The sequence below is a fragment of the Sphaerisporangium rubeum genome, assembly GCF_014207705.1.
GTDB lineage: Bacteria > Actinomycetota > Actinomycetes > Streptosporangiales > Streptosporangiaceae > Sphaerisporangium > Sphaerisporangium rubeum.
Map to the genome: position 1 here is coordinate 2260032 of NZ_JACHIU010000001.1, position 25000 is coordinate 2285031.

General features: G+C 71.3%; 16 protein-coding genes. 9 read left to right on the forward strand and 7 right to left on the reverse strand.

Features of this window, described 5'->3' with window-relative positions; translation table 11 throughout:
* Positions 1–461 precede the first annotated feature (461 nt).
* Together BJ992_RS09675 and BJ992_RS09680 are read right to left on the reverse strand one after the other, a co-directional pair.
* Positions 462–2642 (reverse strand): serine/threonine-protein kinase, encoded by a 2181-nt coding sequence (locus BJ992_RS09675; protein ID WP_184979627.1) that lies wholly within the window; start codon positions 2640–2642, stop codon positions 462–464.
* A 7-nt stretch (positions 2643–2649) separates the two neighbouring features.
* Positions 2650–4743 carry a serine/threonine protein kinase gene (locus BJ992_RS09680; RefSeq protein WP_184979629.1) on the reverse strand — a complete coding sequence of 698 codons (2094 nt, stop codon included), beginning with the start codon at positions 4741–4743 and terminating at the stop codon, positions 2650–2652.
* Positions 4744–4866: 123 nt separating this feature from the next.
* Between BJ992_RS09680 and BJ992_RS09685 the strand changes: the two genes are divergently transcribed.
* Positions 4867–5115 (forward strand): hypothetical protein, encoded by a 249-nt coding sequence (locus tag BJ992_RS09685; protein WP_184979631.1) that lies wholly within the window; start codon positions 4867–4869, stop codon positions 5113–5115.
* A gap of 4 nt (positions 5116–5119) precedes the next feature.
* Here the strand turns inward: BJ992_RS09685 and BJ992_RS09690 are convergent, their stop codons facing one another.
* From BJ992_RS09690 to BJ992_RS09700, 3 genes are all read right to left on the reverse strand, one after another.
* Positions 5120–6025, reverse strand: a complete 906-nt coding sequence (locus BJ992_RS09690) for a carbohydrate ABC transporter permease (protein ID WP_184979633.1) — start codon at positions 6023–6025, stop codon at positions 5120–5122.
* 11 nt (positions 6026–6036) lie between these two features.
* Positions 6037–6969 (reverse strand): ABC transporter permease, encoded by a 933-nt coding sequence (locus tag BJ992_RS09695; RefSeq protein ID WP_184979635.1) that lies wholly within the window; start codon positions 6967–6969, stop codon positions 6037–6039.
* A gap of 159 nt (positions 6970–7128) precedes the next feature.
* Positions 7129–8838, reverse strand: coding sequence for an extracellular solute-binding protein (locus BJ992_RS09700; RefSeq protein ID WP_343072574.1), 1710 nt, complete (start codon positions 8836–8838; stop codon positions 7129–7131).
* Between the two features lie 240 nt (positions 8839–9078).
* On the opposite strand from BJ992_RS09700, the gene BJ992_RS09705 reads away from it, so the two are divergent.
* The 4 genes from BJ992_RS09705 to BJ992_RS09720 all read left to right on the forward strand — a co-directional run bounded on the left by BJ992_RS09705 (position 9079) and on the right by BJ992_RS09720 (position 15487).
* On the forward strand, positions 9079–10290 hold the full coding sequence (locus BJ992_RS09705; RefSeq protein WP_221474740.1) for an ROK family transcriptional regulator: 1212 nt from the start codon (positions 9079–9081) through the stop codon (positions 10288–10290).
* A 216-nt stretch (positions 10291–10506) separates the two neighbouring features.
* Entirely contained in the window at positions 10507–13455 is a 2949-nt protein-coding gene (locus tag BJ992_RS09710) for a glycoside hydrolase family 3 protein (RefSeq protein ID WP_184979639.1), read from the forward strand.
* Positions 13452–14474, forward strand: a complete 1023-nt coding sequence (locus BJ992_RS09715) for a LacI family DNA-binding transcriptional regulator (protein ID WP_184979641.1) — start codon at positions 13452–13454, stop codon at positions 14472–14474. Before BJ992_RS09710 ends, BJ992_RS09715 begins: the two co-directional genes overlap by 4 nt.
* Complete coding sequence (locus BJ992_RS09720; protein WP_343072575.1) at positions 14471–15487, forward strand: LacI family DNA-binding transcriptional regulator; 1017 nt, start codon at positions 14471–14473, stop codon at positions 15485–15487. Before BJ992_RS09715 ends, BJ992_RS09720 begins: the two co-directional genes overlap by 4 nt.
* 399 nt (positions 15488–15886) lie before the next feature.
* Here BJ992_RS09720 and BJ992_RS09725 read toward each other — a convergent pair whose 3' ends face one another.
* Together BJ992_RS09725 and BJ992_RS09730 are read right to left on the reverse strand one after the other, a co-directional pair.
* The gene (locus BJ992_RS09725) at positions 15887–16624 is read right to left on the reverse strand and encodes a DoxX family membrane protein (protein WP_184979643.1); all 738 of its coding nucleotides are present in this window, start codon (positions 16622–16624) and stop codon (positions 15887–15889) included.
* Positions 16621–18222: an MFS transporter gene (locus BJ992_RS09730; protein ID WP_184979645.1), complete on the reverse strand. Its 1602-nt coding sequence runs from the start codon at positions 18220–18222 to the stop codon at positions 16621–16623. Before BJ992_RS09730 ends, BJ992_RS09725 begins: the two co-directional genes overlap by 4 nt.
* Before the next feature lie 283 nt (positions 18223–18505).
* Between BJ992_RS09730 and BJ992_RS09735 the strand changes: the two genes are divergently transcribed.
* The 4 genes from BJ992_RS09735 to BJ992_RS09750 all read left to right on the forward strand — a co-directional run bounded on the left by BJ992_RS09735 (position 18506) and on the right by BJ992_RS09750 (position 24991).
* A complete protein-coding gene (locus BJ992_RS09735) occupies positions 18506–20380 on the forward strand; it encodes a CHAT domain-containing protein (RefSeq protein ID WP_184979647.1) in 1875 nt (624 codons plus the stop codon).
* Positions 20381–20513: 133 nt separating this feature from the next.
* Positions 20514–22859: an AAA family ATPase gene (locus tag BJ992_RS09740; RefSeq protein ID WP_184979649.1), complete on the forward strand. Its 2346-nt coding sequence runs from the start codon at positions 20514–20516 to the stop codon at positions 22857–22859.
* 244 nt (positions 22860–23103) lie between these two features.
* The gene (locus BJ992_RS09745) at positions 23104–24087 is read left to right on the forward strand and encodes an ABC transporter permease (protein ID WP_184987811.1); all 984 of its coding nucleotides are present in this window, start codon (positions 23104–23106) and stop codon (positions 24085–24087) included.
* A 1-nt stretch (position 24088) separates the two neighbouring features.
* The gene (locus tag BJ992_RS09750) at positions 24089–24991 is read left to right on the forward strand and encodes an ABC transporter permease (RefSeq protein ID WP_184979651.1); all 903 of its coding nucleotides are present in this window, start codon (positions 24089–24091) and stop codon (positions 24989–24991) included.
* The last annotated feature ends 9 nt before the right edge of the window (positions 24992–25000 follow it).

Sequence of the window (25000 nt, forward strand, 5' to 3'; positions counted from 1 at the left end):
ACTTCCGCACCTGATCCTGCTGTTTTCTGGCAGGGGTCTGTAGTGGTCGGATACTCAAGAAAGGATTTAGATTCGAGCCCACCCGCGATGGCGGGTGATAACGACGGTGATCTTAGTATTATTTCCGGAGACATTTATGCTTCGGATGATGCGACTATAGCTTTTCTGTTAGGTCGAAAGATCAAGCCGGGGTACGGTGAGTGCTATGAGCTGTCAATGGCTAGTGGGCTTGAGCAGGTGTCGGATGCCACTCCGGGATGGTACTGCATTAGAACCAGTGAAGGAAGAGTAGTGGCTCTGAATATCCGTTCTCTCGCTGGTGGGACGTTCTCTGGTGATGTTACCATTTGGGATCACACTGGTGTTTTCAACTGAGGCTTTTAGGTGACCGCTTCGAAGTGAGGTTCGCATAAATGATGGTGCGAATCCCTTGAGGTTTACGGGTGAACGGAGATTTCCGGTTAGTTTGTGGTGGGATGGGTGAAACGGGGGATGAGGCGGTAGGGGTTGCCGTTCGTCTCGTTGGCGGGGATCTTGGCGAGGGTGCGGGTCGGGGTGCCTTTGAAGTCGAGGACGGTCACCTCGGTGGGGGATTTCGTCAGGTCGTGGACCAGAAGGTGTGCGTCGTTGTACCAGCCGATCACTGTCCGTCTGTAGGGGAGGGGGACGGTGGCGACGCGCTTGGCGGTGGTGTTCCAGACGCAGAGGGTGCCGGCTCTGTCGGGGCAGAAGGTGGCGAAGAGGTTGCCGGCGGGGCTGAACATGGATTCCCGGTCGATGGGGTCGCCGGTGTTGGGGATGGTGCGGATGAGCTTGCCGGCGAGGTCGTAGAAGCGGACCCCGGATTTGGCGCCGTCCAGGTAGCGATGGGCCACGCTTGTCTCGCCTGGGGCCCACATGAAGGGATAGCCGGCGGCGCCTGGAACGCGCAGGGGGACGGATCTGGCGGTGGCGGTCTCGCGGTCGACTATGACGAAACCCACCGCGGTGCGGTTGTTGGTAGGGGTGACGTCGTAGGTGGTGAGGAGCAGGCGGCGGCCGTCGGAGGACCAGTACGGGGAGAAGTTCTGCAGGGGTTTGTCGGTGAGGCGGACGGCGAACTCGCGGCCGGTGGCGCGTTCGACGAGGCGGACCAGGTCGTACGGCTGGGGGATGGTGTCCTTCAGCCACGGCAGGACGGCGAGCCATGTGCCGTCGGGGGAGACCAGCGGCTCGTGGAAAGGGCCGACGGACTCGAAGCCGCCTTGGGAGTCGCGTGCGTAGGACTTGCTCTCCTTCTCACCGAGGTACATGTACGACGTCAGCCGCACGGGGTCGCCGGGGCTTTCGTACAGGGTCGTCTTGGTTCCCGGCGGGGTCAGCTCGGTGGACGGGGTCGGCGGTGCGGCCGTGATCTCGGGGACGGGGACCGCGAGGGTCGCCGAGGGGGTGGGACGGGACACGGGGTCGTCGCCGCGAGGGATGAGCACGTAGGCCAGCAGCGCGGAGACCACGGCGATCGTGGCGGCGGCCCCGATCCACAGCCCACGGCGGTTCCTGGCGGGGCCGTCGGGACGGGTGGTGGACGTCGAGAGTCCCGGGCCGGTGTCCACCGGCCCGCCTGAAGACGGACCGGGGACACTGTGCGGTCCGGAGCTGGTGGGCACCGGCTCTCCAGGGGACGGCCAGGGAACGCCGTGCGTGTCGGGAACCGGGGAGACCGAGGCTCCGGGGGACGGCCAGAGGGGATTCCCGGGGGTGCCGGAGGGGATCGGGGGACCGCCGGTGAGTGCCGATGGAGGGGGGCCGGTGGAGGCGGCGGCGGTGCCGGCGGACAGGAGGTCGGCTCCTGGGGGACGGTTCTGTGCGCCTAGGAGGCGGAGCAAGGCGTCGCGGGCCGTGGGGCGGACGGCGGGGGCTTTGGCGAGGCAGTCGGCGATCAGGTCGCGGAGGTCGCCGTCGAGGTCGCCGAGGTCGGGGTCCTTGTGCAGGATGCGGTTGATGACGGCCGGGAGGGAGTCCATGCCGAACGGGGGACGGCCGATCGCGGCGAAGACCATGGTGGAGCCCCAGGAGAACAGGTCGGCGGGGGGCTCGACGGAGGTGCCTTCGAGTTGTTCCGGTGCCATGTACGGCGGGGTGCCGATGGCGCCTGAGCCGGTGGCGGAGGTGTCGAGGGCCCGGGCTATGCCGAAGTCGATGACGCGGGGGCCGTCCCGGCTGAGCAGCACGTTGCTGGGTTTGAAGTCACGGTGCACAACTCCGGCGCGGTGGATGGCGGTGAGCGCCGTCATGGTGCCGACAGCGAGGCGTCGTAGCCGCGCGCCGCGCAGGGGGCCGTCGCGTTCGACGCTTTGTTGCAGGGTGGGGCCTTCGATGTACTCGCTGACGATGTACGGCCGTCCGTCCTCGGTGCCGCTCTCGACGACCTGGGCCGTGCAGAACGGCGCGACGCGGCGCAGGATCTCGGTCTCCCGCTGGAAACGCGCGGCGGAGGCGTCGTCGCCGAGGCCGCGGCGCAGCATCTTGACGGCGACGTGTTCGTCGGTCGGCGCGGTGCCGAGGTAGACCGACCCCTGGCCGCCTTCGCCGATCCGTCCGGTCAGCCGGTACTCGCCGAGGCTTTCCGGGTCGCCTGGACGCAGGGGTGCGATCTCGCTCATGGTCTCGTCACTTGCGCGCGAAGCGGAGTTGCTGGGAGTACTTGGCGTCTTTCTTGTCGACCTCGACCAGGGTGCGCTGGACCTTGCCGTGGAAGTCGAGCACCACGTACTTCTTGGTGGCTTTGCGCGGGTCGTACACCAGCAGGTGGTTCTCGTCCCACCAGCCCTGCACGGACGCGTCCCCGCTCCACACGGGGATGGTGGCGACACGGTTGCCGGAGGCCACATTCCACACGCAGATGGCGTCCCCGTCGCCGTTCGGGCAGTAGGTGTAGAACGAGGCGCCTGATGGTGAGAACAACCCGGGTCCGGGGACCAGCCCGACCCACGGCAGGGTGCGGCCCAGCTTGCCGTCGAGGGTGCGGAACCGCAGGCCGAAACGGGGTTTGGTCTTCTTCTCGTACGCACCGGCGACCTGCGTGCCGTCGGGGCTCCAGTCGAAGTTGCCGAACCCGTCGCGTGCGTCGTCGGTCATCACGACGGTGGCCTTGCGGGTGCGTACGTCGACGGTGACGAACCCGCGCGGGTACTGCGTCTCGTTCTTGGTGTCGATCTCGTACACGGTGAGCAGGTACCGGGTGCTGTCCCGTGACCAGGTGCCGGACAGCCCGCGCAGCGGCTGCTTGAGGGTGTCGACCGAGAACCGCTCGCCGGTCCTGCGGTTGATGAAGACGACGTTGTCGTAGCTGGACGCGGCGAACTTCAGCCACGGGTTGACCGCGATCCACTCGCCGTCGGGGGAGACGGTGGGGTCGCCGAACTCGGCGTTCTTCGCGACGGCGGTGAAGGTGTCCTTGTCCGGGTCGCGGACGTAGGTCTCGAACTTCTTGTCGTCGAGGTTCTGCACGAAGTACGACACCAGCTGAACCGGATCCGAGGGGTGTTCGTGGACCTTGAGGCGGATGCCGGGGGTGGTGAACTCCTTGGTGGCCTTCTGCGGCGGGCTGGGGGACGCCTCGATGACCGAGGCGGACGGGGCCGGCAGCGGCGTCGGCGGCGGCGCGGCCTGGGTCCCTTGTGTGGCCTGCGCGGCCGGACCGGTCGTCTGCGGTTGCCGGGAGGTGAGGACGTACACCGAGCCGCCGGACACCACGGCGATGGCGACGGCCGCCGCGGCGAGCATGAGGCCGCGCCTGCGGCCCCCGCCGGACGGCGGCGGCGGAGGCAGGAAGTCGACACGGCTGGAGGGGTCCGGCGGTGGCGGGGCACCGAGCGCGACGGGTGGCTGGGGGGCTGCCTCGGGGGTGACGGGAGTGGCCGGCGGGGCCGGATCGGCGGGGACCGCCTCCAGGGTGGCGAGGATCTGTGAGTGGCCGACGAGCCGCAGCAGGGCCTCGCCGGCGGCGGGACGTCGCGCGGGGTCCTTGGCCAGGCAGCCGGCGACGAGGCTGAGCAGGTCGTCGTCGAGCACACCGAGGTCGGGTTCGTGGCGCAGCACCCGGTTGATGGTCGCCGACATCGACCCCGCGTCGAACGGCGCCGTGCCGGACGCGGCGAACAGCATGGTGGCACCCCAGGCGAACATGTCGGCCGCCGGGCCGATCGGTGCGCCTTCGAGCTGCTCGGGGGTGAGGTACGCGGGGGTGCCGACCGAGCGTGTGGTGCTCTCCACCCCGGCGTCGAGCGCCTGCGCGATGCCGAAGTCGATCACCCGGGGACCGTCGGGGCCGAGCAGGACGCTGGACGGGCTGAACTCGCGGTGCACGACCCCGGCCTGATGGATGGCGACGAGGGCCGTCATGGTGCCGATGGCGAGGCGGTGCAGCGCGGGTCCCCGCAGCGGCCCGTCCGCCTCGACGGCCGCCTGCAGCGTGGGGCCGTCGATGTACTCGCTGACGACGTACGGCCGTCCGCCGGCCTGGCCGGTCTCCAGGACCTGCGCGGTGCAGAAGGCCGAGACCTGCCGTAGCTCCTCGATCTTGGCGAGGAAGTCGTCGCCGCCGCGGCTGTCCTCGTGGAGCAACTTGATCGCGACGTGTTCGCTCTGCGGGCTCTTGGCGAGGTAGACGGTGCTCCGGCCGCCTTCGCCCAGCCGGCCGATGATGTGATACGGGCCCAGCGCGGAGGGATCGTCCGATTGCAGGGGCAGGACCTGCGGCATATCGGGAGGCTCCTTAAAAAGTGGGTCCCTAGATCATCAATTATGCGTACTGAAGCACATGTCCGGCAGGCTCTTCCCGCTTTTCCTGGGTAACTGAGTGGTTAGAGAACTAAGGGGGCGAACATGGCGAGATGTGAAGTATGCGGAAATGATTACGATATGACCTTCGAAGTGCATGCCATGGGTGGAGTGCACACTTTCGATAGCTTCGAGTGCGCGATCCAGCGCATGGCGCCGTCCTGCGAGCACTGCGGCTGCCGGATCATCGGCCACGGCGTCGAGGCGAACGGCCACTGGTACTGCTGCGCGCACTGTGCGCGTTCGCAAGGCGTCACCGAGATCGTCGACCGGGTCGGCGCCGGCGTGCGCTGAGCCGTCAGCCCTTCACGGCGCCGATGATCACACCCTTGGTGAAGTGGCGCTGCACGAACGGGTAGACGAACAGCACCGGGATCAGCGCCAGCACCACGATCGCCATCTGGATGGCGAGGCTCGGCGGCAGCGGCTCACCCGCGATCGTGTCACTGGTCTGGCCGACCACCAGCGACTGGCCCTGCAGGACGTACTGCCGCAGCACCACCTGCAGGGGCCACTTGGCGTTGTCGTTGAGGTACAGGACCGCGTTGAAGAACGAGTTCCAGTACCCCACGGCGTAGAACATGCCGATCACCGCGACGACGCCTTTGGAGATGGGGAGCACGATCCGGCCGAGGATGCGGAACTCGCCGGCCCCGTCGATGCGCGCGCTGTCGATGATCTCACCGGGGATGTTCATGAAGAACGCGCGCATCACCACCAGGTTGAACGCCGTCACCGCCGACGGCAGGATCAGGGCCCAGTAGGTGTCGATCAGCCCGAGCGAGCTGACCAGCAGGTAGTTCGGGATCATGCCGGGCCCGAACAGATACGTCGCGAGGATCAGGAACAGCAGCGGCCGGTGCAACAGCGAGCCCGGCCGCGACAGGCCGTACGCCGCCAGCACCGTCACCGACAGGCTGATCGCCGTGCCGACCCCGGTGACCGCGAGACTGATCACCACCGCGCGCGTCACCACCCCGCCGGAGAACAGCTCACGGTAGGCGGCGAGCGTCAGCTCCCCCGGCACGGTGACCAGGCCGCCGGCCCTGCTCACCACGTCCTGCGGGGACAGGCTGGTCAGCACCACCATGTAGATCGGGAACACCACGCTCGCCACGATCAGCGTGAGGATCACGCTCTTGAGCGTGCGTCCCGCCACGCTCGGCCGTTCGTCCCATATCGGCCGGGCCGTCGATACCGTCATGCCGCTCGCTCTCATGTCCGCTTGTAGATGCCCTGCTCGCCGAACCGGTGCGCCACCTTGTTGGCGATCAGGATCAGCACCAGCCCGACCAGGCCCTTGACCATGCCGGCCGCCGCGCCGTAGCTCCACTCGCCGGTGGTGAGCGTGCGCCAGTACACGAAGGTGTCGAGCACCTCGGCGGCGTCCCTGCCGACGGCGTCGCGCTGGAGGAAGAACTGCTCGAAGCCCACGTTGAGCGCGTCGCCGAGCCGCAGGATCAGCAGGAGGATCACCACCGGACGCAGGCCCGGCAGCGTGATGTGCCACAGGCGTCGCCACCGTCCCGCACCGTCGACCGCCGCCGCCTCGTACAGGTTGCGGTCGATGGCGGCCAGCGCGGCGAGGAAGATGATCGTGCCCCACCCGGCGTCCTTCCACACCGTCTCGCCGGTGACGAGCAGCAGGAACGTGTCGGGGTTGGTCATCAGGTCGATGCCCTCGTGGCCGTTCTCGCGCAGGATCTGCGAGACCAGGCCCGCGCCGCCGAGCATCTGCTGGAACAGCGTGACCACCAGCACCCACGAGAAGAAGTGCGGCATGTACACGACGCTCTGCACCAGCAGCCGCACCCTCGGCCGCACCACGCTGTCCAGCAGGATCGCCAGCGCGATCGGCACGGGGAAGTAGAAGACGAGCTGGAACGCCGTGATGCCGAGGGTGTTGAGGGTCGCGTCCCAGAAGCTCGCGTCGAGCAGCAGCCACTGGAAGTTGGCGAACCCGACGAACGGGCTCTCGGCGATGCCGACGTACGGAGAGTAGTCCTGGAACGCGATGACGTTGCCGAGCAGCGGCACGTAGTGGAAGAGCAGCAGCAGCCCGACGGCCGGCGCGGTCATCAGCAACAGGGGCCAGTCGCGCCGCAACCGGGCCCGCAGCGGGTCCGCGGCGGGATTTTTGCCGGTCATCCGGGATTTTCCGCCGTACCGGCTTGCCTTGGCACCCCTGTTCCGGACAGAGTTAAGGGTGCCGGTTCCGGCGGGTGAGGTCAGGTCACCCGCCGGGCCGGTCTTTCTCGTGTCGGAGGTCAACTCGGCCGCCTGTCCGGCCGTGCCCCGGCGCGGTCCTCACGCACGGCCGTTGTCCCGCAGGACCTTCAGGTAGAAGTCCCTGGCCTCGTCGCCGCCGTCCCGCCGCCACTCCTCGACGATCTTCTTGATGTCGCTCACCGGCCGCCGTCCGCGCATGACGTCGGTGAACTTGTCCTCGGTGGGGACCTGGAGCCCCGACATCTTGGACGGCCGCTGGTGGCGGATGCCGGCGAGCGGCGTGGGCTCGATGTACTTGAAGCTCTCGTTCTGCCAGGTCACGCTGTCGCGCACCGCGTCGGGGTAGGCGACGAACTCGGCGACGAGCGGCCGGCCGCCGAGGAAGACGTACGACGGCGCGATCTCCTTGCGGCCGAGGTCGGTCGGCTGCGGCACCCCGGCCTGGTCGCGGTCGAAGTGCTTGCCTTCGACGCCGTAGGTCGCGAGTTCGTACTCCTTGGTGCCGAACGGCGCGGCGCACCAGTTCAGGATGCCGAGGATCTCCTTCATCTTCTCCGGGCCGAGGCCCTTCCTGACGAAGGTGAAGATCCCCGCCGGGTTGTTGTGGTACATCATCGGCGTGCCGCCGTCGTGCGCGAACAGTGGCAGCGCGCCGATCGCGAAGTCGGGGTTCTTGCCGCGGTGCTGCGCGAGCAGTTCCTTCCAGGCGCCGAGGCCGTCCCGGTAGATGAGCAACTGGCCGGAGGCGAACAGGTCCTTCTCGTTGGCACCCTTGCTGCCGGCGACGTTCGGATGGATCAGCTTGGCCTCGAACAGCTTCCGCATGAACGTGACGCACTGTTCCCATTCCGGCGTCTCGTACTTGTACACCAGCTTGCCGTCCTGCACGCGCCACTCCTGCGGCACCCGGAACGTCGGCCACAGCATCTCGTGGATGTCCCCGAAGGCCCAGCGCTTCGCCTTGGGGTCGGTGATGGCCTTGCCGAGCTCGAACAGCTCGTCGGCGCTCTTCGGCAGCGTCCAGCCGGCGTTCTCGGCGAACAGGTCCTTGCGGTACAGCAACGCGAACGGGTAGGGCTCGGTGGGGAACGGCACCGCCATCAGCTTGCCGTTGAACACCGAGAACTCCCACGCCGGCGACGGCAGGTTGGCGAGCATCGGGTACGCCTTCACCTTGTCACCCTGCAGGTACGGCGTGAGGTCCTCGAAGGCCTTGTCGACGGCCAGGTTGAAGTCGGACATCTTCTCGATCTCCCACTGCGGGATGACCATGAGCTCGGGGATGTCCCCGGCCGCGAGCCGCGCGGTGACCTTGTCGACGTAGGTGATGCCGTCGGCGATCTGGAACTCGATCGTGGACCCCATGTCGGCGTTGCACGCCTGGAAGTAGGAGTTGTCGTCGAGCCCCGGCGGCGGCGGACCCCACAGCGGCGTCATGGCCTTGTACGTGCCGCCGGGGCCCTTGGCGGTGATCGCGTCGGCGGCGTTCAGCGGGTACTTCAGGTAGCCGCCGCCGACGCCTGGCACGCCTGGCAGATTGGAGACGGTGCCGGGTACGTCGGGGGCGACGCCGGGGTAGGCCACGTACGACGGGGTGAGGGTCTTGAGCTTGTCGGCGGCGGCCGCGGTGGCGCCGCCGCCGCTGCCGGGTCGACGGGTGGCGGGGGCGGAGCAGGCGGCCGTGAGGCCGCCGCCGGCGAGCGCGGCGGCGCCGAGGCCGGCGAGGCCGAGGAAACCGCGGCGGGTGGTGCGCACGGGGGCTTGGTCGCGATGCGGAGGGTGTTCCACGACACTTTCCCTTCGGTTCGGGTCAGGTATCTCGTCAGGGGTGTCGGCCCGGGCAGGCTACGAGGTAGAGTTAGTTCGTCTTACGACCAAACAAACTAGACCAGCGTGACGTGCGCCACAAGAGACGGCGGTCCGGCCGCCGTCAGGCGGCGCCGGTGAGCACGCCGGGATGAGGCATGACCTGCCGCTCGATGATGAGGCATGATGAGCCCACCGGGGCACAGCGGGAACGGGGCTGACTTGATCAACACGCAGACGGGCCCTCAACCGGCGGACTTCGCCGACGTCCGGGCCACCAACCTCGCGGTGGTGCTGCGCTTCGTCCGGCAGAACGCCCCCTGCTCCCGAGCCGACATCGCCGCGTCCACCGGCCTCAACAAGGCCACCGTCTCCAGCCTGGTCGCCGACCTCATCGACCGGCGCCTGCTGCGCGAGACCGGCCTGTCGGAGAACCGCGTCGGCCGGCCCGCCACCATGCTGACGCTGGACGGCTCGCCGTACGCCGCCATCGGCCTCGAAGCCAACGTCGACTACATCACGGCGGTCGCCGTCGACCTCGCCGGCACCGAGTTGCTGTCCTGGCGCCGCACCTTCCCCGGCGCCGCCGCCACCTCCGGACAGGCCGTCGCCGCCATCGCCGCGCTGGCGAGGCGCGTGCTGAACCGCATGGACAAGGAGGCCCGCCAGGTGCTCGGCCTCACCGTCGCGGTGCCGGGCCTGGTCGACGTGAGCGGCACGGTGCGCATCGCGCCGAACCTCGGCTGGCGTGACGTCGACCTCGCCGGCGACCTCACCAAGGCGCTGCGCGACCCGGGCTTCCCCGTGCTGGTGGACAACGACGCCAACCTGGCCGCGCTCGCCGAGCACCGCTTCGGCCCGCACGGCGGCGTCGGGGACATCGTCTACCTGACCGGTGAGATCGGCGTCGGCGCCGGGGTGATCATGGACGGCCGGCTGCGCCGCGGCGGCCTCGGGTTCGCCGGCGAGGTGGGCCACATCCCGATCGACCCCGGAGGTCCCGAGTGCCGCTGCGGACGCCGCGGTTGCCTGGAGGCCTTGGCGGGGCTCGGCGCGGTGCTCAGGCACACCGCGCCGGACGCGACACTCGCCGAGCTGGAGCCGGAGGTCGAGGAGATCGTGCGCCTCGCGCGGGCCGGCGACCCGGCGGTGCTCGCCATCTTGGACCAGGCGGGCCGCGCGCTCGGCAAAGGTGTCGCCGTCCTCGCCAACGTGCTGAACCCGCAGGTCGTGGTCCTCGGCGGCTACTACGTCGCACTCACCCCGTGGGTGCTGCCGGCCGCGCGGGAGGAGCTCTCACGCCTCAGCTTCGCTCCCGAGGCCGGTGGCACCGAGCTGGTCGCCTCCACCCTCGGGTACGGCGCCGCGGCCCTCGGCGCGGCGGCGCGTCTGCTGGACTCCATCGACTCCGGACGCCTGCCGGCCACGGGCTGACGCCGGTCTGTCGAGCCGCGAAAACGGCTCTTGACCGCGGGCCCGTGAAACGGCAGTCTTCAGGAAACCCCATTTGTAACACTGTGGAAACCTTTGACCGGCGTCATCGAAGCGCTTCGACAAATCGATCCCGATCGCACCGCTTCGATCCCGCCGTAGCCGTTCACGTGACGCGCCCCGGCGTGCCAACTCGGTGAAGCGAAGGACGGTCCCCCGATGAACGAACCGGTGTCAGGCACCTTCCGCGACCCCGGCCTGCCCCTGCCGGCCCGGATCGCCGACCTCCTCTCCCGGCTCACCCTGGACGAGAAGCTCGGCCTGCTGCACCAGTACCAGGCGGCCGTCCCACGCCTTGGCGTCGGCCCGTTCCGCACCGGCACCGAGGCGCTGCACGGCCTCGCCTGGCTCGGCCCCGCCACCGTCTTCCCGCAGGCCATCGGCCTGGCCAGCACCTGGGACCCCGACCTCGTCCGTGAGGTGGGGTCCGCCACGGGGGAGGAGGTGGTGGCGTTCCACCGCAAGGACCCCGCCGGCGCCGGCCTGAACGTCTGGGCCCCGGTCGTCAACCCGCTGCGCGACCCCCGCTGGGGCCGCAACGAGGAGGGGTACTCCGAGGACCCGTGGCTGACCGGCGTCATGGGGACGTCGTTCGCGCGCGGCCTGCGCGGCGAGCACCGTGTGCTGCGCACCGCGCCGACGCTCAAGCACTTCCTCGCCTACAACAACGAGACCGACCGCTGCGTCACGTCGAGCAACCTGCCACCCCGTGTGCTGCACGAGTACGAGCTCGCGGCGTTCCGTCCCGCCGTGCAGGCAGGGGCCGCGGTGTCGCTCATGCCGTCGTACAACCTCGTCAACGGCCGTCCCGCCATGCTCAGCCCGCTGATCAACGACGTGGTGCGCGGCTGGACCCCCGGCGACCTGCTCGTGGTCAGCGACGCCTACGCGCCGGCCAACCTCACTGGCCTCCAGGACTACTACGAGGACCCGCCGGCGGCGTACGCGGCGGCCGTCCGGGCCGGCACGGACAGTTTCACGCAGGACGACGACCGGCCCGAGGCGACGCTCGGCCACCTGCGTACGGCCCTCACGCGCGGCCTGCTCGACGAGGACGACGTGGACATCGCCGCGCGCCACGCGCTGTCGATCCGCTTCAGGCTCGGCGAGTTCGACCCCGCCACGCCGTACGACGACATCACCGAGGAGGTCGTCAACCGTCCCGAGCACCAGGCACTCGCGCGCCGGGCCGCCACCCGGTCGTTCGTGCTGCTGAAGAACGACGGTGTGCTGCCGCTGCGCGGCCCCGTCAAGGTCGCGGTGATCGGCCAGCTCGCCGACACGCTGATGGAGGACTGGTACAGCGGCACCCTGCCGTACGCCGTCACCGCGCGCGCCGGCCTCGCCGAGCGCTGCGAGACCGAGTTCTGCGAAGGCGTCGACCGCGTCGCGCTGCACGCACCCGGCGGACCGGTGACCGCGGCCGAGGACCTCGGCGGCGGGCCGCTGACGGTGCGGCACGGCGCGGAGCCGCGGACCACGTGGTTCGACCTGTTCGACTGGGGAGGCGGCGCCTACGCGCTGCGTGCCGTCGCCAACGGCCGGTACGTGTCGGCCGGCGACGACGGGGTGCTGGTGAACGACCAGCCGGGGCCGAACGGCTGGGAGGTGCGCCAGACGTTCCGCCTGGACGAACGGCCCCGCGGCGCGCTCGCGCTGCGCCACATCTCGACCGGCCGCCACGTGGAACTCGCCAAGGACGGCACGCTGCGGCTCGCCGAGGACCCCGACGCGGCCGTCGTGCTCACCCTGGAGCCGGTGGCGAGCGGCGCGGAGGCCGCCGCGGAGCTCGCCGCGCGCTCGGACGTCGCCGTCGTGGTCGCCGGGGACCACCCACTGGTCAACGGCAGGGAGACCGAGGACCGCGCCGACCTCGCGCTGCCCCCGGCGCAGGAGGCGCTGGTGCGCGCCGTGCACGCCGCCAACCCGGCCACCGTGCTCGTCGTCAGCAGCGGCTACCCGTTCGCCGTGCCGGCGCTCCACGCCGAGCTGCCGGCGATCCTGTGGTCCTCGCACGGCGGTCAGGAGTACGGCCACGCGCTCGCCGACGTGCTGTTCGGCGACGCCGACCCGGCCGGCCGCCTCACCCAGACCTGGTACCGCTCCGCGCGCGAACTGCCGGACCTGTTCGACTACGACATCATCGCCACCGACGCGACCTACATGTACTACCGCGGCACGCCGCTGTACCCGTTCGGCCACGGCGAGAGCTACGCGCGGTTCGCGTACTCCGGCCTGGAGCTGTCCGCGGAAACGGTGGGCCCTGACGACGTGCTGACCGTGCGGCTCACCGTCACCAACACCGGCCAGCTTCCCGGAGAGGAGGTCGTGCAGCTCTACACGCGCCAGCGCAGGTCCCGGGTGAAGCAGCCGCTGCGGCGGCTGCGCGGCTTCGCGCGCGTGCGCCTCGCACCCGGGGAGAGCCGTGGCGTCACCCTGGCGCTCAAGGTCGCCGACCTGGCGTTCTGGGACGTCACCCGCGGCCGGTTCGTGGTGGAGGACGCGCCGCACGCGGTGCTGGTCGGCCGGTCGTCGGGGGACATCCGGCTGTGCGGCCGGTTCACCGTGGCGGGTGAGCGCATCCCCCCGCGCGACCCGTACGCGCGGCCCCTGGAGGCGGTGGACAACGACGAGTACGACGGGATCGTGCTGTGCGACGCCGGCCGCGTGACCGGGGACGCGGTGCGCGGGGCCGTGCCGGGTGCGTGGATCGCGTTCCGCGAGGTCGACTTCGCCGGCGGCGCCGCCGCCTGCGCGCTCACCGTCACGAGCACCGAAGGCGGTGTGGTCACGCTGCGCCTGGACGACCCCCTGTTCGGGCCGGTCGCCGGAGCGCTGTCGGTCGCGCCGTCGCGGGACCGTTACGACCTTGTGCCGGTCGCCACACCGCTGGACGGGGCGGCCGGAGTGCACGATCTATATGTGGTGTTCGAAAGCGAAGGGGTCACGGTGCGCGACGCCGCCTTCACCGAGGCCGCCGTCCCCGGCCCCGCGCCGGTGACACGGGGGTCGAAGCAAGGCGCGAAGGCCGCCGCGGGTACCCGGCAGGGACCCATGCGCAAGGCGGCGCGTGGCGCGCCTCGCGGCACGGCGGAGGGTCCCCGTTGAGGACGGTCACCATCGCCGACGTCGCCAAGCACGCCGGGGTCGCGGTCAGCACCGTGTCCTACGTGCTCAGCGGCAAACGCGCCATCTCCGCCACCACCAGCCAGCGGGTGATGCGCAGCGTGCGCGCGCTCGGCTACCACCCGAACGCCGGGGCCCGCGCGCTCGCCAGCAAACGGTCCAACGTGATCGCGCTGGTGCTGCCGTTGCGGGCCGGCATGCACCTGCCGGTGCTCATGCAGTTCGCCACCTCCGTGGTCACCACGGCACGGCAGTTCGACCACGACGTGCTGCTGATGACGTCCGACGAGGGTCCCGACGGGCTGCGCAGGGTCGCCGCGAGCGCGCTGGTGGACGGCCTGGTGCTGATGGACGTCGAGATCCACGACCCCCGCGTGCCGCTGCTGCGCGAACTCGGGGAACCGAGCGTGCTCATCGGGTTCCCCGCCGACCCCACCGGTCTGACCTGCGTCGACCTCGACTTCGCTCGCGCGGGGGCCGCGTGCGCCGAACACCTCACGGCGCTCGGCCACCGCCACATCGCGTTGCTCGGCGCGCCTGCGGTGGTGTACGAACGGGGTACCGGATACGCCGAGCGCACGATGGAGGGCTTCCTTGAGGCGGGACGCGGCCACGGGGCCACCACCATCGCGCTGCCCTGCGAGGAGGGCTTCGACGAGGTGTCGGCGACGGTGACCACTCTGCTGGCCGGCCACCCGGAGGTCTCCGGGCTGGTGGTGCACAACGAGGCGGCCGTCGGTCACGTCCTCGGCGCGCTGCGCCTGCTCGGCAGGCGTGTCCCCGAGGACGTCTCGGTGGTCGCCATCTGCCCCGACGACGTCGCCGAGCGTGCCAGCCCGCCGCTCACCTCGGTGGCCATACCGGCCGCCGACGTCGGCCATCAGGCCGTCCGGCTGCTCATGGACAAGCTCGACGGCCTCGACGTCCCCGACGCGACGCTGCTGGCCCCCCGTCTGACCGTCCGCCAGAGCACAGGCGGCCCCACCCCAGGCGTGCGGTGAGCGAGGCCGGAGGCGCCGAACTGACGGTGGCGCGCATCGCCGCACTCGCCGGGGTGTCACCGCCGACGGTGTCGCGGGTCATCAACGGGCAGAGCGGCGTGGCGGTCGCGACCCGGCAGCGCGTGGAGGCCGTGCTGCGCGAGGTCGGCTACCGGCGCAGGGACAGCGCCGTGTCGTTCCCCATCCTGGAGCTGATCTTCCACGCGCTCGAAAGCCTGTGGGCCCTGGAGATCATCCGCGGGGTCGAGGAGGTCGCGCGTGAGCGCGGCCAGGCCGTCGTCCTCACCGAGATGCAAGGCAGGATGACCCCCGGCAAGGCCTGGACCGAGCAGGTGCTGGCCCGGCGGCCCACCGGCGTCATCGCGGTCTTCTCCGAGCTGACCGCCAAACAGCAGGCGCAGCTCGCCACCCGTTCCATCCCCCTGGTCGTGCTCGACCCGACCGGTGAGCCGCTGCACGAGACGCCGTCGGTGGGGGCCACCAACTGGAGCGGCGGCCTGACCGCGACCCGTCACCTGCTCGGCCTCGGCCACCGCCGCGTCGCGATGCTGTGCGGCCCCCTCGCCTGGCCGTGCTGCCGCGCCAGACTGGACGGCTACCGCGCCGCGATGGACGCCGCAGGCGTGCCGGTCGACCCCGGCCTGGTCCGTGACAGCACCCTGTACGTCGAAGGCGGCCTGCGCGACGGCGCCGCGCTGCTCGCCATGCCGGACCCTCCCACCGCCGTCTTCACCTCCAACGACCTCCAGGCCTTCGGCGTGTACGAGGCGGCCCGCCGCGCCGGAGTGCGCATCCCCGAGGACCTGAGCGTGGTCGGCTTCGACGACCTGCCCTTCAGCCGCTGGGCCGGCCCTCCCATGACGACCGTCCGCCAGCCCCTGGTGCAGATGGGTGCCACCGCGGCCCGCATGGTCCTCGACCTGGCCGAAGGCGGCACCCTGGCCCAGCACCGCATAGAACTCGCCACCGATCTGGTGATCCGGGACAGCACCGCGCCACCGTCCCGCTCCTGACCCGGCCCCGCCGCCGACGACCCTTCCTGAGGCGTGGCGGTGCCGTCGTGCCGGCGCCAGCGAAATTTTCAGCTACCTGACGGTCTTTCGCCGAGATGTGCGCTGGTCACGGCCATGGAGCATGCCGGTCGCGGCCTGCCGCATTGTGCGGTGAAACGTTTCTACTCAGACTTCGGAATGTTTCAGTCGTAGGTCGCCGCCGAGTCGGCCGGGCCGGAAGCAGGACGGACACATGAGAATCAGCACGGCCACCCTCACCGTCACCCCCACCGTGACCCCGACCGTCACCCCACCGCCACCAGGCACGTGCCTGAACAGCAACCCCTGCACAGCGGCCTGACCCCACCTGCCCCGGCGGCGCGGGCCCAGCCGCGCCGCCGGCTCCTCAACTCCTTACGCTCAATCGGACGACGAAGTGGTCGTCCTCTGCGGACCGGCGACCAGGCGGTCGGTCTCGGCAGGCGGCGCGGCCGGGCTTTGGACGGTCTTGTCGTCCGTGGGTTTGGTGGTCCGCCGAGGGCGGGTCTTCCGGGGAGCGGTGACCTCGTTGTCCTCGGCAGGAGACGGCGGGGAGTCGGCCGGAGGCGCGGCGACGGGGGAGTCCTTCGGCGGCACGACGCGGGCCGCTGTGACGTCCTCGGGGGGAGCGGTCTGGCGGGAGGGGTCGCGCCAGGAGGCGATGACGCGGTCGGCTTCGACGTCGGCGGTCATCTCGGCGTCGGCCTCGGCTTCGCGTCTGCGTATGACGATCAGGTGGTCCGCCGACAGGCGGCCCGCGCCGACCACGGCCAGCAGGACCGAGGCGGCGCCTAGCGCGACGATGAGGTTGATGTCGCCGCCGGTGAGAGGAAGGCCCACGTCGCCGCTGACCAGGAGGAAGACGGCGAGGGCCTCCAGGAACAGGATGATGCCGCAGGCGGGGACGAACAGGCCGGCGACCATGAGAGCGCCGCCGATGAGCTCGATGAGCATGGTCCCGGCGGCCCATAGCGGAGCGGCGGGTGCGTCCATGCGTGCGAACTGCTCCTGGGTGGCGTTGAGGCCGGACTCCAGTTTGTGCCAGCCGTTGGCGAAGAAGATGCCGCCGACGCCGAGCCGTGCGGCCAGCGCGGCGATGTCGGTCAAAGTTCGTCTCACGGTGCCCATTCTCCTGGGGTAGATCCGCGTTGCCCAGACAATTGCCCTGTATCCGCCTCGTCATGCCCCCTGCCGCGCGGGGTCAGTACCAGGACGGCCGCGGTGGTGACGGCGAGCAGGACGACGCTCACCAGGACCGTGGAGTGCAGTGCCGTCACGAACGCCTGCCGCGCGGTCCCGAGCAGTTCGGCCCCGGCGGGGCCGGGGAGGCCGGCGGCGGCGTGCGCGGCGGCGGCGAGCGACTCGCGTGCCTGGCCGAGCACGGCGGGGGGGACGCCGGGGACGGAGGCGACGGCGGGTGCGTACACGGCGGTGGTGACGGTGCCGAGGACGGCGACGCCGAGGCCCGCGCCGAGTTCGTAGGCGGTCTCCTCGATGGCCGCGGCGCCGCCGGCCCGGGATTCCGGCGCGCACGCCATGATCGTGTCGGACGCGGCGAGCAGCGCGGCCTGCACGCCGAAGCCGATGCCGGCGAAGCACAGCGTGAGCAGCCAGGGATGGGCTTCGGTTCCCCAGGCGAGCGTCGGGGTGAGCGACAGGCCCGCGAGCCCGAGCCCACCCGCCATGGTGGCGCGCAACCCGAGCCGCTTCAGCAGGAACGCCGCGCTGAGCCCGCCGGCGATCGCCGCGGCCATCAGCGGCAGCATGCGCACGGCGGCGCGCAGCGGTCCGTCGCCGAGGACGAGCTGGAGGTACTGCGCGAGCATCAGCTCCAGCCCGACCAGCGCGAACACGGCGAGCAGCACGCACACCACTCCGACGGAGAACCCGCGCCGCGCGAACAGCCCGACGTCCAGCAGCGGATGCGCGAGCCGGCGCTGCCTGACGGTGAACCACGCGAGCAGCGCCACCCCGGTGAGCAGGATCGCCACCGCGCCGCCTGTCCCCACGACGGCGCCGTGACCGGCCTCCTTCAGCCCGGCCGCGAGGCCGAGCACGCCGAGGGTGGCGAGCACCGCGCTCGGCGCGTCCCAGCGGTACCCGGCGCGCCGCGGGGTCTCGGGAAGCAGCCGGGCCGCGAGCGGCAGCGCCACGACGAGCAGCGGCACGTTGATGAGGAACACCGTGCCCCAGTGGAAGTGCTCCACGAGCGCGCCGCCGATCATCGGCCCCACCGCCGCGCCTCCGGCCGCGACGGCGCTCCACACGCCGAGCGCGACGGCGCGCTCCTCGCGGTCGGTGAACACCTGCCGGATGATCGACAAGGTGGCCGGCATGATCATCGCGCCGCCGACTCCGAGCAGCGCACGGGACGCGATCAGGCCCGCCGGGGTGGCGGCGTACGCGGCCGACAGGGAGGCGGCCCCGAACACCACATAGCCGAGCAGGACGAGCCGCCGCCTGCCGTACCGGTCGCCGAGCGTGCCGAACACGATGAGCAGCGGCGCGACCACCAACGAGTACACGTCGATGATCCACAGCAACTCGACGGCCGTCGGCTCCAGGTCCGCGGTGAGCGCGGGCACCGCGATGTGCAGGACGGTGGCGTCCACGGCGATCAGCAGCAGACTGGAGCACAGCAGAGCGAGGATGGCCCACCGATCCGGCCGGGGTCCCGTGGTCCGCCGGTCGTCCAGCCAAGTCCGCAAAACGGTCATCAACTACCTAAAGGGATGTGACTGCTGAATCTGCGTGGCAGCTTACGGCCAACCGCCTTGATCTATCAGCGTCTTGCCGGAATGACCGACCGGTCGGACAGGCACCTGGAGTCGTGGAGCGAGGCCGGCGGCACGGTGCCGTCCGCGCCGCCGGCGGTCCGGCCGGGGTTCGCGGGGCTGTTGAGGAAGGTGATCGACGTGGGGTGGGGCCGACCTCTCTAGAGAGCTATAGGTATATGTCCGGCATCTAGGCAAGATTCATTCGGCAACGGACCATGACGGGGTGGGGAACACCAGCGAGCATGAACCCTCGACGGTGCCGTCCCCGCGAGACCGCTCCGATCCCCGGGCCTGGTGCGCGGTAGCCGTCGCGAGGCTGGCCCGCGACCAGCCGGAGGGAGCGCTGGAGGCCGCAGGAGAGGCGGTCGAGCGCGATCCCGGCGGTGAATGGGGGCATCGGCTGATGAGTCTCGCCCTGGAACGCCTCGGCCGCGACTCCGAGGCGACCGTCGCGGCTCAGGACGCCGTCCGGCTCGCACCCGGCTCCTGGGCCGCGCGGCTCCGGTTCGGGTCGGTGCTGCGCAGGACCCCGGGCCGCTGGCGTGACGCCTGGGCCCAGGCGCAGCAGGCCGTTCGCTTCGCCCCCGAGCAGCCCGACCCCCACGTGCTGATCGGCGACCTCGCGCTGGCGCGCGGTGACTTCAGGCAGGCCGCGGCGGCGTACCGCACGGCGCTGCGCCGCGACGAGGACCACCCCGCGGCGCGCGTCAACCTCGGCCTCACCCACCTGCGCTGGGAACGGCCCCGCGACCACCACGACCCCACCTGGGCCGTCGACCCCCGCGAGACCGCCAGGGCCCGCAGGGCCCTTGAGGTGTGGTCACGGCAGGTGCGGGTGCTCGCGGCGGTCGCGCTGACCGCCGTGGCCGTGCTGGCGTTCTGGTACGAACTTCGCGACCAGGCGCTGATCGGCGGTGCGGCCGTACCGGTCCTGATGCTGGCCGCCACCGTGCGGCAGGCCAGGCGCGTCGGCGTGTGGCGGTACGTCCCCGGCATGCTCGCCAGGGACCTGTGGCTGTGCGTGTCGGTGTCGGTGGCGGTCCTGGTGGCGGCGGCGTACGTGACGGCGCTCGCCACGCTGCCGGACTGGACGCCGGGCTCGCTCGTCGTGCCGCTGGTGTACGCGCCGGCCCCGGTGACCGTCGAGTGGGAGGACATCCTCGGCGGCCTCTGGGCCGGGCTGTTCGGCCTGGTGCTGTTCAACGGGCTCGCCGTGCTGTGCCTGCGCGGGCTCACCGAGACATGGCAGGGACGGCCGGTGCGTGCCCTCGCCGAGTTCACCGCCGTGGCCCCCGGACGCGTGGGGCTGCGCGACACCGGGGTCACGTTGTGGATCGTCGCGGCGCGGCTGTGGACCCTGGTCGTGCTGCTGGCCGTCGTCCCGCCGCTCGCGGGGGACACCAGAGCGGCGCTCGCCGCGGTGTGCGTCCCGTTCGCGATGCTGTACGTGCGGTGGCGCGGCGGGCTGCGGAACCGCCTCGGCGAGGTGCTGCGCCACGACCGGACGCTCGCGCTCGCGCTGCTGGCGCTGCTGCCGGCGTCCGCGGCGCTGTTCACGGTGGGCCTGCCGGTTCCGGCGCTGGCCGGGGCCTGGTGGACGGTGGCGGCCATGTTCGCGGTCGCGGTGCTGAGCTTCACCGCGCGCGGGCTGCGCGCCTGGTGGCGCGGGTCGGCGGGGCCGTGGCGCGCGTCCCTGGTCCCGTGCGAGAGCTGCGGGCCCCGGCTGCCGGGGGAGGTGGTGCCGCCGGTCCCGCTCAGTGAGGAGGTGCGGCGCGCGTTCACCCTCTCACGAAGTGTGGTGCTCTCCTTCAGCGACACAGGCGGCCCGCGCGCGCTCGCCGTGGCGGCCGTCACCTCGGTCAGCTCGTCGGGGGAACTGCGTCTCATCGCGACAGAGGAGGCGTGGGCCGCCGCCGCGCGCGACCCGCGCGTCGCCGTCTTCGCCGCCGATCCGGGGGAACGCCGCTTCTGGGCCGAGGTGCGCGGCGTCGCGCTCCCCGATCCCGCGCAGGACGTCCTGCGGGTCACCCCCAAACACGTCCACATCGCCGAGTTCCCCGGCCGGCACGAGGCGAGGACGTCCACCCGCCACCGCTGACCGGCCTCCCCGTCCGCCTCCTGTGAGGTGTCAGCCGGACTCGCCAGGGCAAATCGTGCGCGTGGCGCGCGTGGCGACGGCGCGCGTGGCGGGGCCCGGTGCGGTATAACCGGGAGGCGACCGGGGAGGCGAAATGCGAGACTCCGACAGGGCCCGGCCGGCGGGGCGCGCCGCGGCCCGCGATGCGTTCGAGCACGTAAGGCGGCGTTACTTCGCGCTTTCCCGCGGCATGCGCCGGTTGATCTTCGCCGTGGTGCTGATCGTCTCGGTCGTCGCGGCCGTCCTCACCGGCGGCTCGTTCTTCACCGCGCTCGTCACTACTGTCTTACTTCTGGGCTTCGCCGAGCTGACCCTGCGTTACCCCCGCGCCGCCGCGACCGTCCTGGTCGTGGTGGCGTGGTCGTGCGCGGTCGTGGTCACCGGGAACTACCTCCAGCCGCACTCCGCGCTCCCCACCCTGTACCTGCTGCTCGGTCTCGTCGTCGGCGTGGCGGCCCACCTCATCAGGTGGGTGACGCCGTGGGTCAGCACCGTGGCCGCGCTCGGCGCCGCCGCCATGGTCGCGCTCGCCGTCGCCACGTTCTCGTCCGGCATCGCTTTGTGGGCCGCGTACGGCGTGGCCGCCGCCGTGCTCGCCTACCGCCTGATCCAGGCCGGTCAGGCACGCGGCCGGCTGTCGGCGTCCGCGGTCTCCGCGGCCCCCTCGGGGGAGCGGGCCAGAGACGGGGCCGGCGACCGTGAGCACCACGAGCGCGCCGCGCCGCCGCCGATCTCGGTGGACGAGGCGCTCGGCGAGCTGGAGAGCATGATCGGCCTTGAGCCGGTCAAGGAGCAGGTGCGCTCGATCGCCGCGTCCATCGAGGCGTCCCGGCTGCGCGCGGAGGCGGGGTACTCCACCGAGCCGCCGATGCGTCACTTCGTGTTCGCCGGCCCCCCGGGCACCGGCAAGACCTCCGTGGCCCGCACCGTCGCCAAGATCTTCTACGCGTTCGGGCTGCTGGAGACCCCGTACGTCGTCGAGGCCTCACGCGCCGACCTCGTCGGCGAGTTCCTCGGCGCCACGGCCATCAAGACCAACGAGCTGGTCGACCGCGCGCTCGGCGGCGTGCTGTTCATCGACGAGGCCTACGGACTGATCAACTCGGCCGAGGGCCAGCCGGACCGCTTCGGCGCCGAAGCCGTGCAGACCCTGCTCAAACGCGCCGAGGACGACCGCGACCGACTGATCGTCATCCTCGCCGGGTACGACAAGGAGATGACGGCGTTCCTGGCGTCCAACCCCGGCCTGTCGTCACGGTTCTCCACCCGCGTCCGATTCCCGTCGTACTCCCCGGCCGAGCTGGTGCGCATCGTCGAGCTGCTGCGTTCCCGCCGCGGCGAGCGGCTTTCCCCCGACGCGCCAGGCGTGCTGCTCGGGCTGTTCGACGACCTCCACCGGCGCGGCCTGGTCGACGAGCTCGGCAACGCGCGCTTCGCACGCAGCCTGGTGGAGACGGCCGCGCAGGCCCGCGACGTGCGCGTCGTCGGCGCCGGAGGCGCGCCGCAGCGTGAGGACCTGGTGACCACCACCACCGCCGACCTCACCAAGGCGTTCAACGAGCTGACGGCTCGGTTCAGCGGCTTCCAGGCCCGGCCGAGCCTTGAGGACGCGCTGGCCGACCTCGACAGCATGGCGGGCCTGGAGCCCGTCAAGCGGCAGGTGCGCGCCATCGCCGCGCAGCTGCGCGTCGCGCGCATGCGCGAGGAACAGGGCCTGCCGGCGCCGCCGCAGATGCGGCACTTCGTGTTCATCGGCCCTCCCGGAACCGGCAAGACCACCGTGGCGCGCGTGCTCGGCCGCGTCTTCTCCGCGCTCGGCCTGCTCTCCCGGCCCGACGTGGTGGAGGCGTCCCGCGCCGACCTCGTGGGCCAGCACCTCGGCGCCACGGCCATCAAGACCAACGAGCTGGTCGACCGCGCGCTCGGCGGCGTGCTGTTCGTCGACGAGGCCTACAGCCTGGTCAACAGCGGATACCAGGGTGGCGACGCGTTCGGCGCCGAGGCCGTGCAGACCCTGCTCAAACGCGCCGAGGACGACCGCGACCGGCTGGTCATCATCCTCGCGGGCTACGCCGCCGACATGGAGCGGTTCTTCGCGAGCAACTCGGGCCTGGCCAGCAGGTTCGACCAGCGCATCGTCTTCCCGTCCTACCGTCCCGCCGAGCTCACCGAGATCGCCACGCTGCTCGCGAGCCGCGCGGGGGACCGCTTCGACGACGCCGCGCGGCGCGACCTCGGCGAGGTGTTCGCCTGGGTGTGCGCCGAGGGCCTGATCGACGACCTCGGCAACGGCAGGTTCGCGCGGTCGCTGTTCGAGCGTGCCGCGCTCGGCCGCGACGTCCGGCTCGCCGGCCGCGGCGGCACCGCGAGCACCGCCGAGCTCACCACCATCACCAGCGAGGACGTCCGCGCCGCCGTGGACGAGCTGGCCGAACGCTGACGTCTCCACCTGGCACGCCTGCGCCGGCCGGGCCGCGGGACGGCCTCCGTGCCGCACGCGCACGACGCTCGATCCGGTGAGACGGCCCCGACACCGGGGCCGTTGACGACTGTCTTGTCATCAGGTGGTCACAGGATGTAGCAGTATGAGCACGGAGGGAAGCGGAAACCCTCGCGACGGCGCCTCCGGTCCGCCAAGGGACCTGATGGCGCACGGCCGACCGACAGGCTGCGGAAGGGTGGCGATGGCCGGGTTCCTGCTCCGCCGCACGGTGGGTTACCTCGTGCTGATCGCGGTCGCCACCAGCCTCGCCTACCTGCTGGCGGCCACCGCGCTCGACCCCAGGGCCAACTACGAGGGCCGCAACCCCCCTCCGCCGCCGGCCGTGGTCGACGCGCGCCTGTCGATGTACAACCTCAACGACCGCACCCCCCTGCACGAGCGCTATCTGCGCTGGGCCGGCGGCGTGCTCCGCGGCGACTTCGGCCACAGCTGGAACGGCGACCGGGTCGGCGCCGAGATCGCGCGCAGGGCCGGGGTCACGCTGCGGCTGGTGCTGGCCGGCGCGGTGCTCGGCGGCGTCGCCGGGGTGCTGGCCGGAGCCGCCGCGGCCGTCCGGCAGTACGGCTGGTTCGACCGGCTGTCGTCGGTCTCGGCGTTCACCGTGCTCGCCGTGCCGACCGTCGTGCTGGCCAACATGCTGATCCTCGGCGCCGTCTGGGTCAACGACCGCCTCGGCGCGCAGCTCTTCATGGTCAGCGGCGAGGCCACGCCGGGCCTCGACGCCGGCACGCCGGCGGGGCTGCTCGACCGTGCCAAGCACCTGATCCTGCCGACGGTGTCGCTCGCCGTGGGCCAGATGGCCGTCTACAGCCGCTACCAGCGCACCATGATGCTCGACGTGCTGGACGCCGACTTCGTCCGCACCGCGATGGCCAAGGGCCTGCGCAGGCGCACCGCGCTGCTGCGCCACGCGCTGCGCACGGCGCTCATCCCCGCCGTCACCTACTTCGCGTTCACCTTCGGCTCCCTGCTGGTCGGCGCCACCATCACCGAGTCGGTGTTCGGGTGGCACGGCCTCGGCGAGGAGCTCGTCGCGTCCGTGCGCGCCAACGACGTCAACACCGTCGCCGCGATCAGCTGCTTCGCCGCGTTCGCCGTCCTGCTCGCCTCGCTGGCCTCCGACGTGCTGCATGCCGTCCTCGACCCGAGGGTGCGGGCGGGCTGACATGACGACCCTCCCCGAGCAGGAACTGGCCGAGGCCGCCGCCACGCGCACCCCGGCCCCGACGCGGCTGCGCGTGGTGGCCGCGCTGTTCCTGCGCGCGCGGCGCGGCCGCCTCGGCGCGGCGGTGCTGCTGGCGATGTTCCTGCTGGCGTTCGCCGGGCCGCTGGTCTCCCCGTGGGCCCCCGACGAGCTGGACTTCCAGGCGTTCCTGCGGCCGCCGTCCGCGCTCCACTGGTTCGGCACCACGCAGAGCGGGTCGGACGTCTTCGTGCTGACCATGCGCGGCGCGCAGAAGTCGCTGATCGTCGGCCTGCTGGTCGCGGTGCTGTCCACCGGTTTCGCGGCGGTGGCGGGCTCGTTCGCGGGCTACTTCCTCGGCTGGACCGACCGCGCCGTCATGTGGATGACCGACCTGCTGCTGGTGCTGCCGGCGTTCCTGATCCTCGCCGTCATGTCGCCGCTGTTCACCGGGGGACGCTGGCTGCTGTTCGCCGTCATGCTGGCGCTGTTCCTGTGGATGATCACCTCGAAGATCGTCCGCGGCATGACCAGGTCGATCAAGGAGCGCGAGTACATCAGAGCGGCGCGCTACATGGGGGTGAGCCCTCCGGTGATCATCTTCAGGCACGTCCTGCCGAACCTCGCCTCGCTGCTGGTGGCGGACGCCACGCTCAACGTCAGCGCGGCCATCCTCACCGAGACGAGCCTGTCGTACTTCGGGTTCGGCGTGCAGCCCCCCGACGTCTCGCTCGGCGGCCTGATCGCCGACGGCGCCACGACGGCCGTGTACGCGCCGTGGACGTTCTGGTTCGCCGCCGGTGTGCTCGTGGTCACCGTCCTCGCCGTCAACCTCATCGGCGACGCGCTGCGCGACGCGCTCGACCCCGGTGGGTGCGCCAGGTGACCGGCCGCA

Excerpts from the sequence above, each read along its gene's own strand:
- BJ992_RS09730 (WP_184979645.1), bottom strand. The coding sequence starts at position 18,222 with ATGACCGTTTTGCGGACTTGGCTGGACGACCGGCGGACCACGGGACCC.
- BJ992_RS09710 (WP_184979639.1), top strand. The coding sequence starts at position 10,507 with ATGAACGAACCGGTGTCAGGCACCTTCCGCGACCCCGGCCTGCCCCTG.
- BJ992_RS09680 (WP_184979629.1), bottom strand. The coding sequence starts at position 4,743 with ATGCCGCAGGTCCTGCCCCTGCAATCGGACGATCCCTCCGCGCTGGGC.
- BJ992_RS09745 (WP_184987811.1), top strand. The coding sequence starts at position 23,104 with ATGGCCGGGTTCCTGCTCCGCCGCACGGTGGGTTACCTCGTGCTGATC.
- BJ992_RS09695 (WP_184979635.1), bottom strand. The coding sequence starts at position 6,969 with ATGACCGGCAAAAATCCCGCCGCGGACCCGCTGCGGGCCCGGTTGCGG.
- BJ992_RS09750 (WP_184979651.1), top strand. The coding sequence starts at position 24,089 with ATGACGACCCTCCCCGAGCAGGAACTGGCCGAGGCCGCCGCCACGCGC.
- BJ992_RS09690 (WP_184979633.1), bottom strand. The coding sequence starts at position 6,025 with ATGACGGTATCGACGGCCCGGCCGATATGGGACGAACGGCCGAGCGTG.
- BJ992_RS09740 (WP_184979649.1), top strand. The coding sequence starts at position 20,514 with ATGCGAGACTCCGACAGGGCCCGGCCGGCGGGGCGCGCCGCGGCCCGC.
- BJ992_RS09675 (WP_184979627.1), bottom strand. The coding sequence starts at position 2,642 with ATGAGCGAGATCGCACCCCTGCGTCCAGGCGACCCGGAAAGCCTCGGC.
- BJ992_RS09685 (WP_184979631.1), top strand. The coding sequence starts at position 4,867 with ATGGCGAGATGTGAAGTATGCGGAAATGATTACGATATGACCTTCGAA.